Annotated in this window: 11 protein-coding genes and 1 tRNA gene; 8 read left to right on the plus strand and 4 right to left on the minus strand. The window is 72.2% G+C overall.

What is annotated here, in order from left to right; all coding sequences use genetic code 11:
- Positions 1–12: 12 nt before the first annotated feature.
- Complete coding sequence (locus tag E6R18_RS09820; RefSeq protein WP_136316476.1) at positions 13–1,260, plus strand: hypothetical protein; 1,248 nt, start codon at positions 13–15, stop codon at positions 1,258–1,260.
- 463 nt (positions 1,261–1,723) lie between these two features.
- Here E6R18_RS09820 and E6R18_RS09825 read toward each other — a convergent pair whose 3' ends face one another.
- On the minus strand, positions 1,724–3,958 hold the full coding sequence (locus tag E6R18_RS09825; protein WP_136316477.1) for an NB-ARC domain-containing protein: 2,235 nt from the start codon (positions 3,956–3,958) through the stop codon (positions 1,724–1,726).
- A gap of 397 nt (positions 3,959–4,355) precedes the next feature.
- On the opposite strand from E6R18_RS09825, the gene glyA reads away from it, so the two are divergent.
- Positions 4,356–5,639, plus strand: a complete 1,284-nt coding sequence (glyA, locus tag E6R18_RS09830) for a serine hydroxymethyltransferase (RefSeq protein ID WP_240799677.1) — start codon at positions 4,356–4,358, stop codon at positions 5,637–5,639.
- 60 nt (positions 5,640–5,699) lie between these two features.
- On the opposite strand, the gene E6R18_RS09835 is transcribed toward glyA, so the two are convergent.
- A complete protein-coding gene (locus tag E6R18_RS09835; protein WP_136316479.1) occupies positions 5,700–6,005 on the minus strand; it encodes a DUF397 domain-containing protein in 306 nt (101 codons plus the stop codon).
- The gene (locus E6R18_RS09840; protein WP_136316480.1) at positions 6,002–6,865 is read right to left on the minus strand and encodes a helix-turn-helix transcriptional regulator; all 864 of its coding nucleotides are present in this window, start codon (positions 6,863–6,865) and stop codon (positions 6,002–6,004) included. The genes E6R18_RS09835 and E6R18_RS09840 overlap by 4 nt, the downstream gene beginning before the upstream one ends.
- Before the next feature lie 491 nt (positions 6,866–7,356).
- Between E6R18_RS09840 and E6R18_RS09845 the strand changes: the two genes are divergently transcribed.
- The 3 genes from E6R18_RS09845 to E6R18_RS09855 all read left to right on the plus strand — a co-directional run bounded on the left by E6R18_RS09845 (position 7,357) and on the right by E6R18_RS09855 (position 10,430).
- Positions 7,357–8,295: a MarR family transcriptional regulator gene (locus E6R18_RS09845; RefSeq protein ID WP_136316481.1), complete on the plus strand. Its 939-nt coding sequence runs from the start codon at positions 7,357–7,359 to the stop codon at positions 8,293–8,295.
- Between the two features lie 71 nt (positions 8,296–8,366).
- On the plus strand, positions 8,367–8,819 hold the full coding sequence (locus E6R18_RS09850) for an ATP-binding protein (protein WP_136316482.1): 453 nt from the start codon (positions 8,367–8,369) through the stop codon (positions 8,817–8,819).
- Positions 8,820–8,996: 177 nt separating this feature from the next.
- A complete protein-coding gene (locus E6R18_RS09855) occupies positions 8,997–10,430 on the plus strand; it encodes an ATP-binding protein (protein ID WP_136316483.1) in 1,434 nt (477 codons plus the stop codon).
- A 102-nt stretch (positions 10,431–10,532) separates the two neighbouring features.
- Here E6R18_RS09855 and E6R18_RS09860 read toward each other — a convergent pair.
- Positions 10,533–10,604, minus strand: a tRNA-Arg gene (locus E6R18_RS09860).
- A 216-nt stretch (positions 10,605–10,820) separates the two neighbouring features.
- Here E6R18_RS09860 and E6R18_RS09865 point away from each other — a divergent pair.
- The 3 genes from E6R18_RS09865 (at position 10,821) to lysA (ending at position 13,907) form a co-directional block, all read left to right on the plus strand.
- A complete protein-coding gene (locus E6R18_RS09865; RefSeq protein ID WP_136316484.1) occupies positions 10,821–11,234 on the plus strand; it encodes a response regulator in 414 nt (137 codons plus the stop codon).
- 98 nt (positions 11,235–11,332) lie between these two features.
- Positions 11,333–12,490 (plus strand): ArgS-related anticodon-binding protein NrtL, encoded by a 1,158-nt coding sequence (nrtL, locus tag E6R18_RS09870; RefSeq protein WP_136316485.1) that lies wholly within the window; start codon positions 11,333–11,335, stop codon positions 12,488–12,490.
- Positions 12,491–12,515: 25 nt separating this feature from the next.
- Positions 12,516–13,907, plus strand: coding sequence for a diaminopimelate decarboxylase (lysA, locus tag E6R18_RS09875; RefSeq protein WP_136316486.1), 1,392 nt, complete (start codon positions 12,516–12,518; stop codon positions 13,905–13,907).
- The last annotated feature ends 30 nt before the right edge of the window (positions 13,908–13,937 follow it).

The following is a 13,937-nucleotide window of genomic DNA, read 5'->3' on the forward strand; positions in this document are numbered from 1 at the left end:
GGGACTGATCAGATGACCTTGACCATGTCGGACTCCCACCGGCCTCTTGTACCGGTGCGCTTGGACGTCGAACGCTGGGCCACCCGGCGGACGCGCAGGAAGGTCCTGGCCGTGGTGCACACCGTCACAGCGGGACAGCGGCTGCTCGAAGCCGTGCGACTGCTGGAGGGTGACGCGCGGTTACAGGTGTTCTTCACCCAGGCGCCCGATGTGTTCAGCCACGGGGTGGACCACTTCCTGGAACAACTGGGCGGTCTGGTGCTGCCCTGGCACCAGGTGGTCCAGATGCCCTTCGACCTGGCACTGGCGGCCGCCCACGGCGGACTGGGGGAATTGCACGCCCCGGTGATCGTGCTGCCGCACGGCGCCGGGCACAACAAGCTGATCCCCGCCGGACAGCGCGGCCGCCGGGTCGCCGGACGCGGGATCTACGGACTCAACCGGCAGTGGCTGATCCAGGACGGCCGGCTGGTGCCCGAATCGATCGTGCTCGCCCACCACGAGGACATGGCCCGTCTCGGCCGCGAATGCCCCGAGGCCCTGCCTGCCGCCGAGGTGGTCGGCGACCCGTGCTTCGACCGGATCACCGTGAGCCTGCCGCAGCGGGCTCTCTACCGTGACTCCCTGGGGGTCGGGACGCGGCAGCAACTGGTCTTGGCCTGCTCCACCTGGGGGCCGGGCTCTCTCCTCGGCCAGCAGTGGGAGCTGCTGGAACGGCTGGTCGAGGAGCTGCCCCGGGAGGGATTCCGGGTCGCACTTCTGCTCCATCCACACGTCTGGAACGCCCACGGCGCATGGCAGATCCGCAGCTGGCTCGCGGGGCTCGGACGCTCCGGGCTGTTGGTGATCAGCCAGTACGCCGACTGGGTCGGGGCACTGGTCGCCGCCGACCACATCGTCGGGGACCACGGCTCCGTGACGCTCTACGGGGCGATGACCGGCGTCCCCGTCCTCATGGGCAGCGTCCCGGAGGGCGACCTGGACCCCGCCTCGCCCGCCGCCGAACTGGCCTCGTTCGCCCCGAGGCTGCACGTCGGCCGCCCCCTGGACCGCCAGCTCATCCGCGCCGCGTCGACCCACCGTGCCGAACGGTACGAACAGGTGGCGGCCCGGATCACCTCGGAGCCGGGGCGGTTCGCGGTCAGGATGCGGGCTCTGATCTACCGCAAGCTCCGGCTGCGTGCCCCTGCCGTCCGGCCGCGTACGGACCACGCGCCGCTGCCGGTAACGGTGCGGCACGACGCGAGGGGACCGGCCTGATGAGCGCGACGACCGTACGGCTCACAGAGGATGTTCCGCAGCGGGGAGTCCGCCGTACCGGAGCCACCCTGCTGTATCCGGACGGCACGCTGCGGGACGTCGACGAGCACCTGCGCGTCCGGCTCTCGACGCCGCCCCCGATGCCGCTGCTGGCTGACGTCCTGGTGGCGGAACTCCCATCCGTGGGATTCCCCTCCGCGGGACGTCCGCCGCACGAGGACCCCGTCCGGTACGCGGCTGGGCTCGCCGATCGCCACCCCGGCGCCCTGGTAGTGGCTGTGTACCGGGGGCGCTGCTGCTGGCTGCGGTTCGGAGGCCGGCCGCGACTGCTGGTCCATGAGCCGGGGTGGCCGGTGCAGTCATGGGCGGTCTGTGCCTCGGTCGCGCACGTCTGGTTGGTGGCGGGCCTGGACCCGGACGCGTTCGACCCGGCCGTCGTACGGGTCGTGAGGACCGTGCACGGCTACGGGCCGGAGGCATCGCCGCCCTGGAGGTCCTCGGCCGCTGCCGGCCCCGGGGCTTCGAGGTCCGGAGCCCCGGGCACCGCTTCCGGCGGCTCCAGCGCACTGAGTCTGGCCCGCACCTCCTCTGCCGCCGCTGACTGCGACCGGCTGGCGGAGGAGTACAGAGACAGCGCCTTGCGGTAGTACTGACGGGCTTGCCAAGGCTGCCCGCGCCGCTCGGAGAGCCGAGCCAGGCCCCCGAGCACGTGGGCAGCCTCGAACCCGGCCCCCTCGGCCCGCAGCGCGGACAGCGCCGCCGACAGCTCCGACTCCGCCCGGTCGAGCCTGCCCAGACCCACGCAGGCGCGCCCGGTCAAGCCGGCGGCCCGCGCGGCGTTGTACGTGTCGCCGGCCGCCTCCAGGGTGAGGCGGGCGGCTTCGGCGTTGACGACGGCATCCCCGTACCGGCCCTGGGCCAGGGCGACATCTGCCAGGTTGAACCGGGCCAGGGCGCCGGCCCGGAGGTCTCCGCAGGCAGGAAGTTCGGCCGCCGCGCGGGCGAAGAGTTCAGCCGCGTGGTCCTGCTGCCCGAGCCGCTGATGGGCCAGCCCTTGATAGTTCAGCGTCCGGGCATGCCCGAGGGCGTCGCCGCGCTCCAGGAAGGAGGCGGCGGCCCGCTCGAACATCGCCAGCCCCTCGGCGTGGTCGCCCGTGGCGAGCTTCCCCAGGGCGCCGGAGGTCAGCATCCGGCAGGCGGCCTCCTCGTTCCCCGCCTCCTCGGCGGCCAGCAACCCCTCCCGATGCGCCTCGTGCCACTCCCCGTAGAGCTTGCGACGCGGAAACAGCGGCCACAACGCGTCGGTGAGCCCCCAGGCCAGCTCCGGGGCGCCCATCGGGCGCGCGAGGCGGACCACTGCCATCAGGTTGGGCAGTTCCCGCTCCAGCCAGTTCAGCGCTGCCTCCGCCTCCGTCTGCCCGCCCACGGGGTCGAGGTCCTCCTCCACGACGGATTCCGGCTCGAAGGCCCGTTCCAGAGAGGAGCGTCCGGGCTCGATGATCTCCTCGGCCCGGCCGGTGTTGGCGAGATAGTGGTGACCGATGCGGAGCAGGGCGGCGGCCCGCTCGTCGCCGCTCTCCTCCTGCGCGGCCTGTGCGGCGGCATGCAGTCGCACCAGATCGTGGAACCGGTAGCGCTCGCCGCCCGATGCTCCGGCGACATCGACGAGCAGATTCGCGTCGTGCAACGCGTCGAGCGCCTCGACGGCATCCCCGCCCAGCAGCGCCCGGGCCACCGGGGCGCCGAATTCGCGGCCCGGGTGGAGCCCGAGCAGCCGGTAGAGGCGGGCAGCCGTGGGCGGCAGGCCCTGGTAGGAGAGGCCCAGTGCCGCCCGCACGTCGTAGTCGCCCTCTATGGCCAGGGCCTTCAGCCGTTCGTGCTCCTCGGACAGGGCGCGGACCATCGTGGTGATGCCCTGCCGGGGGCGGGCCGCCAGCCGCGCCCCGGCGATCCGCACCGCGAGCGGCAGCCCCGCGCAGAGCACGACGAGGGCTCGTGCCTCCTCGGGCTGGGCGGCGACCCGGCCGTCGGCGAGGGTCGCGTCGAGAAGTTCGACCGCCGCCTCGGTGGAGAGAGGCTCCAGATGGATCACATGGCCCCCGTCGAGGCTCAGTCCCGGCATTCGCCGACGACTGGTCACCGCCGTCACACACCGCCCGGCCGGTAACAGGGGCCGCACCTGGGCCGCGGTCGCGGCGTCGTCCAGCAGCACCACGAGCCGCCGGTCGGCGGTCAATGACCGGTAGAGCGCGACCCGTTCGCCCAGCGCCGGCGGCACCTGGCCGGTGGGTACGCCCAGAGCCCTCAGGAACCGTCCCACCACCTCACCGGGGTCGGCGGGTCCGCCCGGTGCCTGCGCGCCCAGATCGGCGTACAGCTGACCGCCGGGGAAGTGCGGGCGAAGGGTGTGCAGCCAGGCCAGCGCGACCGCGGTCTTCCCCACCCCGCCCAGCCCGCTCACCGCCGCCAGCGTGGAATGCCCGCCCTCCGCGGCCCGGCACCGGTGCGCCTCCAGGGCACGGAGCTCGTCCGTGCGGTCCGTGATGCGGACCGAGGGTGGTAACTGCCAGGGCAATGGCACCTCTTCCCGCGCATCGGCCCCGGCCACATGGATGCCGCCGTGCACGTTCCCCGCTTGCACCACGAAGCCGTGCACCGTACCGCTCAGATCGTTGCTGCTGTGCTCATGCCCCCGCATGCGTCCCCCTCCGGACAGCCGAGTGCCGACTTCCACAGACATCCTTTCCGCACGTGCGCTCGATACCCGGGCCCGCGACGACCGACTGCGGTCGATTGCCGAATTCCGCGTCGGATCGAGGTGTTCTGCATATGCCAGACGTGTATGTGCTCGCCCGAGTGACCATAGTGCCGCGAGAGACCGCCGGTACCGAGAACCGGGCCTTGGTCCGTGTGCGGGCGCCGGGTAGGGTGCGAGGCGCCGCGACTGGCGCGCACTCCTCGCGGGGTGCTCAGTGGAATCGACCACGAGGGAGCGGCACACCCCCGGGCGCGCCCGGGGGCGTCATCGCCGGAGAGCCGTCCGCCTGGGCATCCGGGTCCACGCCGCAGCCATGCGACCGACCCGGGAGGAACCCGTGACCGCGTCCGTACCCGCACAGCCCCGCCACCCCGCCCTGGCGGCAGCCGATCCGGAACTCGCCGCCCTCGTGGCCGCCGAGGAACAGCTCCAGGCCGACACCCTGCGCCTGATCCCCAGCGAGAACTACGTCTCCGCCGCCGTGCTCGAAGCGTCCGGCACGGTGCTCCAGAACAAGTACTCCGAGGGCTACCCGGGCAAGCGCTACTACGAGGGCCAGCAGATCATCGACCAGGTCGAGACGCTGGCCGCCGAGCGCGCCCGGACCCTGTTCGGCATGGACCACGCGAATGTGCAGCCCTACTCCGGCTCACCGGCCAACCTCGCCGTCTACCTGGCCTTCCTCAAGCCCGGCGACACCGTGCTCGGCATGTCCCTGCCGATGGGCGGCCACCTCACGCACGGCTGGGGCGTCTCGGCCACCGGCACCTGGTTCAACGGCGTCCAGTACGGCGTGCGCCGCGACACCGGCCGCGTCGACCTGGACGAGGTCCGCGACCTGGCCCTCGCCGAGCGGCCGAAGCTGATCTTCTGCGGCGGCACCGCCGTGCCCCGCGAGATCGACTTCGCGGGCTTCGCGGAGATCGCCCGTGAGGTGGGCGCGGTCCTGGTCGCCGACATCGCCCACATCGCGGGCCTGATCGCGGGCGGCGCCCACCCCTCGCCCGCCCCGCACGTGGACGTCGTCTCCACCACCACCCACAAGACCCTGCGCGGCCCGCGCGGCGCGATGCTGCTCAGCCGCGCCGAGCACGCCCGCGCCCTCGACCGCGCCGTCTTCCCCGGCCTCCAGGGCGGCCCGCACAACCAGACCACGGCCGCGATCGGCGTCGCGCTGAACGAGGCGGCCACCCCGGCGTTCTGCTCCTACGCCCACAGCGTGGTCGCCAACGCCCGCGCGCTGGGCGAGGAGCTGGCCGCCCGGGGCTTCGACCTGGTCTCCGGCGGCACCGACAACCACCTGCTCCTGGTGGACCTCACCAGCAAGGACATCCCCGGCAAGACCGCCGCCAAGGCCCTCGACCGGGCCGGCATCGTCGTCAACTACAACGCCGTCCCTTACGACCCCCGCAAGCCCTTCGACCCCTCCGGCATCCGCATCGGCACCCCGGCGCTCACCTCGCGGGGCGTCCCCGGGTCGGAGATGGCGGCCGTCGCGGGGTGGATCGACCGCGTGATCACGGCCGCCCGCGCGGGCGACGAGGCCACGATCGGCGCGGTGCGGGCCGAGGTGAAGGAGCTGATGGGCGGGTACCCGGCGCCGGGGCTGCCGGTCGCCTGACGCGGCACGTACGACTGTGCCCCGCACCGGAGTCGACCGGTGCGGGGCACGGCTTGGGGCTCAGCCCCGGGCGGCGTACGTGACGAACTCGCCCCACGCGGCGGGGGAGAGGGCGAGTTCGGGGCTGTGCTGGTCCTTGGAGTCCCGAACGTGGACGGCGGCGGGGCAGGTGGCGACCTCGACGCAGTCATCGCCCTGGGAGCCGCTGTGGCTGGACTTGTGCCAATCCATTGCCACCTCGACGCAGGCGTCGCCGTCGGAACCGCTGTAGCTCGACTTGCGCCAGTCCATCGCCACCTCGACGCAGCTGTCCCCCTCGGAGCCGCTGTAACTGCTCTTGAACCAGGTCAGGCCGGACGTGCTCATAGCGCTCCTCGCATTCGCTTCAGCAGGCTCAGCGAGTCCTCGGGCGTCAGAGCCTGTGAGCGCAGTTTCGCATAACGCTGCTGGAGCACGCTGATCTCCTTCGGATCGGAGATCAGCCGCCCGTTCTTCTGGCCCTCCGAGTAGGCGAACCAGCGGTGCTCGGGCGTTTCGGCCAACTGGAGTGGTCCGTCAAGCCCGGCATGCGATACCCGTCGCGTAGGCATGATCTGAAACTCAACGTTCCAGTTCCCCTCGATCAACTCGATCAGGTGATCAAGGAGTTCACGCGTGACGTCGTCCCCGCCCGTGTGCCGCTCCAGCACCGACTGCTCTACGATGAAGCTGAACGCGGTCGGAGGCTTTCGGCTGACGGATAGCAGTTCCTGACGGGCCATCCGCGCCGCGATCCGCTCTTCCAGCTCCTCCGGGTCCGGCAGGGGCGGGACGTCGAGGGAGACGGCACGCGCGTACGCCTCGGTCTGCAACAGGCCCGGGATCACCCGGCATTCGTACGTGTAGAGGCTGATCGCCGTCGCCTCCAGGCGTGCCCACTGCACGAACCAACTCGCGAGACCGGCCTGCCGGGTCAGATACGGTGCGGCCTTGCGAAGGGCACCCGTGTCACCGAGCACAGGCTCCGCGCTCTCCACGAAGCCTCGGTCCGGCATGCGGCGGCCCTGCTCGATGGAGGCGATCGTGTGCTTCGAGTAGCCGACCAGTTTGCCGAACTCCTCGCGGCTCAGGCCCGCGTGCTCGCGTAGGGCATGGACGACCGCGCCGAACGTACGCAGACTGTCCGAAGCCCCCGGCTCCGTACCGCCCGCAGATCCCGTACCGCCGTCCGTGTTCCCGTAGGCCATCGTGGCCACCTTTCGCGCCGCACCCCGTCGTACCGCTTCTGACTCGGTGTCATGGTCGAGGCGGGGGTTACGTACTGTCCACCAGGCGTGTGCGTACGCTGACGCAGCGTACGCGCTGCGGGCCTGGTGCAAACGGGGATTTCGGCGTTGCGTGCGAAGTGCCGTGCCGGGGCATCGACCACCTGTGCGTTCCGGCCGCACGGTCGGGTCTCGGGTCTCGGGTCTTGGGTCCCGGGCGGTGTGTTCGGGGTGTCCTTGGGCTTCGAGATCCGAGACCCAAGCGGTGTTTTCCATCCGGCGGGGAGGGCGGGAAGGGGAAACCCTCCCACCCTCCCGACCCCGTCACGGCCAGCAAGTATGACTAATAGTGAGCGAGTTGCAGCGGAAAGTCGCGACTGCTTACGGTGCCCCCAACGAAACGACCCCGACGCGGTGTTGTCGCACCGGCCGGGGTCTGACCCAAGATCGACACCCAATGAAAGACCGATCTCATGGCTGCCCAGCACTTTAGCCCCGCCCCCTCCGCGCCCGAAGCCCCGCGCCCGCACCGCACGGCCCGTACCGGCTACGGCAAGCGGGCCGTCCCCGGTCAAGGCCCCTCCCGCCCCGCCGACTTCGCCGCCCTGCCCGAGCGTGAGCGGTACGTCGCGGCTTACGTCGACCGCCTTCCCGACGGTGCCGCCATGGACATCAAGTCGCTGGCCAAAGACCTCCCCCTGTACGGCCAGATGGCCATCGGCACCGCCCTGCGCGCCCTCGCCGTGGCCGGACACCTGCGCCGCGTACGGCGGCGGGTCGAAGGGGGCGGCACGTGCCGCTGGGTGACGTACACCTACTGGTCCCGGACCGCCCGCGACAACGAGTGGTGGATCACCGCGCTCTCCGGCACGGCCGCCGCCCCGGACGCGGACCCGGTGGACGTGCCCCCGCAGCGCCCCGCCCCCGAGCGCACCGCCGAGCGCACCGCCCCCGAGCCGCCGCCCGCGCGGCCGGACCCGGCCGTCCCGCCCTCCGCCGCCTACCTCGCCCTCGCCGGACTCGGCCGTCGCGAACCCCGCCTGGCGCTCTCCGCCGCCGACTGCGCCGCCCTGGAACCGCTCGCCGCCGCCTGGTTCGCACGCGGTGTCGGTGCCGAGCACCTGACGTCGGCGCTCACCGCCGGGCTGCCGGAGGCCGTCACGCACCCGCTCGGCCTGGTGCGCCGCCGCCTCACCGACAAGATGCCGCCGCACCTGCCGGACGCGACGGGCCCCGCGAGCGGGCTCCGGGTGGAGTGCGTCGCATGCGGTCGCCCCGGCCCGGCGGCCGCCCTCCCCGACGGCCTCTGCCGCCCGTGCCGGGTCTCGCACGCACCGTCCGTGACGCCGGACGGCGCCCATGGGGTCGCGGCCCGCGTCGCCGGGCTCCGGGGGCTGATGCGGACACCCTGAGTGCGTACGCTCACCCTGAGTACGCGTCTGATCACTGGTGCGCGGTGTGGACGTACCGCCAGATTGGGGGCATGACACCACTGCCCATCGCGGTCGCCCCCCAAGCCCCGGCCACCGCAAGCGTGTTCACCCAGCGCTTCAGCTCCACCCCGCGCGGCGCCCGGCTCGCCCGGCGGCTCGCCCTGCACCAGCTCGACGCCTGGGGCGTGCCGCACGGCACCACGGCATCCGACACCGTCGCCGTGCTCGTTGCCGAACTCGCCGCCAACGCCGTCACGCACGGCCGCGTTCCCGGCCGGGACTTCGAGCTGGTCGTCCGGCTCACCGGCCGCACCCTCCGTATCGAGGTCTCCGACGCCCGGGGCGAACGCCGCCCGCCCGCCGGGAGCGTGGCCGAGCCCGCCCCGCTCGCCGAGGAGGGCCGGGGGCTGCTCCTGGTGGGCGCGCTCGCCGACCGGTGGGAGGTGCTGGACCGCGCCTGCGTCGGCAAGACGGTCGCGGCCGAACTGGACCTGCCGCTCTGACGGTGGACTGCGGGACAGAGGGCCGCACGCGGCGAGGTGCGGCCCTGTGCTTGCGGATTCCCGACCCGTCGTCTCGGCGGGGCTGCCGACGACGGCAGCAGAAGCGAGCTAACCTAAGTAAGATTCAATCTACGTAATATCGAATCTATGTTTTATAAAATTTAGGTTGGGGCTCTGATGCAGTTCAAGGGCAGGTCCGCCGACCTGGATCAGCTGGCTCGGCAGCTGGGCCTGGTCGTCGGCGGTACGGGTGCCACCCGTGGCCAGGCCGTGATCGTGACGGGCCGGCGCCGGGTGGGCAAGTCTCGTCTGGTCCAGGAGTTCTGCGACCGTTCCGAGCTTCCCTACGCGGTCTTCCAAGCGACCCGGGGACGCAATGCCGTGGCCGAGCGGGCGGACTTCGCCGCGACGCTGGCGCACTCCCCTCTTCCCGGGGCCGATCTGGTGGCCGGGCTGCAGGCTTCCGACTGGAATCAGGCGCTGCGCTCCCTGGCGGTCGCGGTTCCGGACGATGTCCCGAGCATCGCGGTGCTCGACGAGGTGCCGTGGCTGGTGGAGCAGGACGGGGAGTTCGAGGGGGCGCTGCAGACGGTCTGGGACCGGCACCTGTCCGCCAAGCCCGTCCTGTTGATCCTGGTCGGCAGTGACATGTCGGTGATGGAGGCGCTGCAGTCCTATGGGCGCCCATTTTTCGGCCGGGCGGCCAAGATGACCGTACAGCCGCTGCATCTGGCCGATGTGCAGGCGATGACCGGGCTCGACGCGGCGGAAGCGGTGGACGCGCTGCTGATCACCGGAGGGTTCCCGGAGATCGTTCAGTCCTGGCGGCCGGGGATGGGTCCCAGGGACTTCCTGCGCGAGGCTGTGTCCAACCCGCTTGCGCCGCTGTTGGTGGCGGGCGAACTGTCGCTGCTGGGGGAGTTTCCCGAGGCATCCCACTCGCGCGCGATCCTGGAAGCGGTCGGCAGTGGCGAGCGGACCTTTTCCACCATTGCCGCACAGGCCGGCGGTGCGGGCGCGCTGCCCTCGGGCACGCTGTCTCCGTTGTTGAACACGCTGCTGGCCAAGCGCGTCCTGGCCGCTGAGCTGCCGCTCTCCGTCAAGGCGGACAGCAAGAACAAGCGCTACCGGATCGCCGATCCGTATCTCCGGTTCTGGCTGGCCTTCCTCCAGCGCGGGATCCCGCTCATCGAGCGTGGCCGTGGTGATCTGGCACTGGAGCGCATCGAGCGGTCGTGGACGACCTGGCGGGGCCGGGCCGTCGAGCCGGTCGTCCGCGAGTCGCTGCTGCGGTTGCTGCCCGATGAGAGGTGGCCGCGGACGGAGGCGGTCGGGGGCTGGTGGAACCGGCAGAACAACCCGGAGATCGACCTGATCGGAACCGACCGTGAACCCGTGGCGGGGCAGGTCCACTTCATCGGCTCGGTGAAGTGGCTGGAGTCGCAGCCGTTCGGCCGTCGTGAGTACGACGCCCTGGTACGGGACATGCTCGCCGTGCCCGGGGCGGGGCCGGACACGGCGCTGGTCGCGGTGTCCCGTTGCGGTGTCGAGGGCGATCTGCCTCTGGCGGCCCACTGGGGCCCGGACGACCTTGTCCGTGCCTGGCGGTAACCGGGGAAAAGGCCGGGGACCACGGATCCTCCGGCATGGAACAAGAAAGCCTCTGACTTGCATTTCTGCAGGTCAGAGGCTTCTTTAGCACTTCTCGCGAAGTGCCCCCGGCAGGATTCGAACCTGCGCACCCGGCTCCGGAGGCCGATGCTCTATCCCCTGAGCTACGGGGGCGTATCGCTGTGCTGCTCTGCGACGGGTGAAACACTACCAGCTCCGACGGGGTGCCCGTGAACAGGTATTCCGCGTCATCGGGCGACGCCGGGAGACCCCTCGCACACACATCCGGCCATCCTCACCGCCCCCCGTCCGGGGACGGAAGTGGGCAAAACCCGGACGCAGCCCCTCCGGCCCACCTACTCTCGAAGGGTGTCAGGGGCATGCGGCCGCGTGCTTGTTGTCGACGACAACAAGGTCATCCGGCAGTTGATCAGGGTCAACCTTGAGCTTGAGGGCTTCGAGGTCGTGACCGCGGGCGATGGTGTCGAGTGTCTGGATCTGGTCCACCGGGTACGCCCCGATGTGATCACGCTCGATGTCGTCATGCCGCGGCTGGACGGTCTTCAGACGGCCACCCGACTCCGGTCCGATCCGCGCACGGGCCAACTGCCCGTCGCGATCATCAGCGCCTGCACCCCGTTCGAGGTGGACCACGGGGTCGCGGCCGGTGTCGACGCGTTCCTGGCCAAGCCCTTCGAACCGAGCGAGCTGGTGCGGCTCGTGCGGCGGCTGATGGAGCGCGGGCGGCCGCCCGTCCTGGACGGCGGGCCGGGTGCCGGGCGGGCGGAGAGTGCCGCGGGCTGACCGTGCGGCGGGATCGTAACCGCCGGACGGGCCCGATGGCTGACCGCATGGCGAAACCGGTTCGCGAAAGGCCCCCCTCCCTCCCATACGCTGGTCCCGTGACCCCCGTCGACCTCTCCACGACCGTGCTGCACGCCGTGCGCCGCGCGGTCGGTGAGGACGCCTTGCGCGCGCCCGTGCCCGCGCGCGTACGGGTGGAGAGGACACGGCCCGGCGGGCGCGGCGACTACGCGAGCGCCGTCGCCCTCCAGCTGGCCGGCCCCGCCGCACTGCCCGCCCGCGAGGTCGCCGAGATCCTCCGCGACCGGCTCACCGGAGCGCCCGGCATCGCAGGCGTAGAGATCACCGGCCCCGGCTTCCTGAACTTCACGCTCGACGCCTCGGCCGGCGCCGCCGCCCACCGCGACATCGTGCGTCGGGTGCGGGAGGAGGGGGAGCGGTACGGGTACGGGGACGACCTCGCCGGACAGCGGCTGGGCGTCGTCCACGCCCGCGAGGTCCGGGCCGCCGTCACCGCCGACGCGGTCCGCCGGCTGCTGACCGCCCAGGGGGCCGTCGTACGCCTCAGCTGCGAGGGGGAGCCGGACGCGGACTGGGCTCGGCTCGGGGTCGCCACCGACGCGTACGGGAAGCCGCCGGCCGGGCCCGGCGCGGACCGGCCGGCGTCCGGCGTCGCCGCCTACGGGCGCGCCGCCGACGGGCCCGACGCCCCCGGGACGCCGCTCGTCCCGGTGCGCCCCGTCCCCGCCGGGGACACCGCCGCGACCCTGCTCACCCGGCTCGGCCCCGACGCCGCCCGCTGGGGGCTGCTCCGGCCCGCCGGGCACGACCACGCGCCCCTCGGTCCCGAGCTGATCGTGCAGACCGAGGCCAACGCCCTCTTCCGGGTCCGCTACGCGTACGCCCGCACCCGTGCCGTGGTCCGGGAGGCGGGACGGCTCGGTGTCGTCGTCCCGGGGGACGGCGAGGACATCGACGCCACCGAGGCGTCCGCCGCCCTGCTCGCGCTGCTCGCCGACCACCCCGCCGTGCTCGCCGCCGCCGCCCGGCACCGCGCGCCCGACCGGCTCGCCCGGCACCTCGAAGCGGTCGCGGGCGCCTTCTTCGACTTCCACGACGCCGCCCCACCGCTGCCCGTCGGGGACGAGAAACCCTCGGCCGCCCACCGCTCCCGGCTGGCCATCGCCGAAGCCGCCGGGACGGTGCTGGCCGGCGGCCTGTCCCTGCTCGGCGTCAGCGCGCCCGAACACCTCTGAAGACTTGAGAGAGCAGAGCCACACCATGAGCCGATCCGCACACCCCGCCGGGCCCCGTCACGCCGACGTCATGGCGGAGGGCCACTACACCGCCCCCGCCGACGACCTCAACGTCCTGGACGAGAAGGTGTGGTCCCGCACCGTCACCCGGGACGAGCACGGCGCCCTGACCGTCGGCGGGATCGAAGTCGCCCGTCTCGCCGAGGAGTTCGGCACCCCGGCCTACTTCCTGGACGAGGCCGACTTCCGGGCCCGCTGCCGCGCCTGGGCCGACGCCTTCGGGCCCGGCGCCGACGTCTTCTACGCCGGCAAGGCGTTCCTGTCCCGGGCCGTCGTGCGCTGGCTCAAGGAGGAGGGGCTCAACCTCGACGTCTGCTCGGGCGGCGAGCTGACCACCGCGCTGGACGCCGGGATGCCCGCCGAACGCATCGCCTTCCACGGCAACAACAAGACGGTCGAGGAGATCGAGCGGGCCGTCGCGGCGGGCGTCGGGCGCATCGTCCTCGACTCCTTCCAGGAGATCGTCCGCGTCGCGCACATCGCACAGCGGCTCGGCAAGCGCCAGCGCGTCCAGATCCGGGTGACCGTCGGCGTCGAGGCGCACACCCACGAGTTCATCGCCACCGCCCACGAGGACCAGAAGTTCGGCATCGCGCTGGCCGGGGGACAGGCCGCCGAAGCGGTGCGCCGGGCGCTCACCCTGGACGGGCTCGAACTCATCGGCATCCACTCCCACATCGGCTCCCAGATCTTCGACATGGCCGGCTTCGAGGTCTCCGCCCGCCGCGTCGTGCAGCTGCTCGCCGAGGTGCGCGACGAACACGGCGTCGAACTGCCCGAGATCGACCTCGGCGGCGGCCTCGGCATCGCGTACACCTCCGAGGACGACCCCCGCGAGCCGGGCGAGATCGCCAAGTCGCTCGGCGACATCGTCACCCGCGAGTGCGAGGCCGCCGGGCTCGCCACCCCCCGCATCTCCGTCGAGCCCGGCCGCGCCATCGTCGGGCCGACCGCCTTCACGCTGTACGAGGTCGGCACGATCAAGCCGCTGGAGGGGCTGCGGACGTACGTCAGCGTCGACGGCGGCATGTCGGACAACATCCGCACCGCGCTGTACGACGCCGAGTACAGCGTCGCGCTCGTCTCGCGCACCTCGGACGCCGAGCCGATGCTCGTCCGGGTCGTCGGCAAGCACTGTGAGAGCGGCGACATCGTGGTGAAGGACGCCTTCCTGCCGTCCGACCTGGCCCCCGGCGATCTGATCGCCGTGCCCGCCACCGGCGCGTACTGCCGCTCCATGGCGAGCAACTACAACCACGCCCTGCGCCCGCCGGTCGTCGCCGTGCGGGACGGGGCGGCACGGGTCATCGTCCGGCGCGAGACGGAGGAAGATCTCCTGCGCCTCGACGTCGGCTGACGCCGTATTTTTCGGGGCGTACCACGGAAG

Origin of the sequence: Streptomyces sp. A1277 (genome assembly GCF_004795015.1) — a bacterium.
Lineage (GTDB): Bacteria > Actinomycetota > Actinomycetes > Streptomycetales > Streptomycetaceae > Streptomyces.

Bases quoted from the DNA above. Each gene is read 5' to 3' on its own strand.
- E6R18_RS09840 (WP_136316480.1), bottom strand. From the start codon at position 6,865: ATGGCCTACGGGAACACGGACGGCGGTACGGGATCTGCGGGCGGTACG.
- lysA (WP_136316486.1), top strand. From the start codon at position 12,516: ATGAGCCGATCCGCACACCCCGCCGGGCCCCGTCACGCCGACGTCATG.
- E6R18_RS09845 (WP_136316481.1), top strand. From the start codon at position 7,357: ATGGCTGCCCAGCACTTTAGCCCCGCCCCCTCCGCGCCCGAAGCCCCG.
- E6R18_RS09850 (WP_136316482.1), top strand. From the start codon at position 8,367: ATGACACCACTGCCCATCGCGGTCGCCCCCCAAGCCCCGGCCACCGCA.
- E6R18_RS09835 (WP_136316479.1), bottom strand. From the start codon at position 6,005: ATGAGCACGTCCGGCCTGACCTGGTTCAAGAGCAGTTACAGCGGCTCC.
- E6R18_RS09855 (WP_136316483.1), top strand. From the start codon at position 8,997: ATGCAGTTCAAGGGCAGGTCCGCCGACCTGGATCAGCTGGCTCGGCAG.
- E6R18_RS09825 (WP_136316477.1), bottom strand. From the start codon at position 3,958: ATGCGGGGGCATGAGCACAGCAGCAACGATCTGAGCGGTACGGTGCAC.
- E6R18_RS09820 (WP_136316476.1), top strand. From the start codon at position 13: ATGACCTTGACCATGTCGGACTCCCACCGGCCTCTTGTACCGGTGCGC.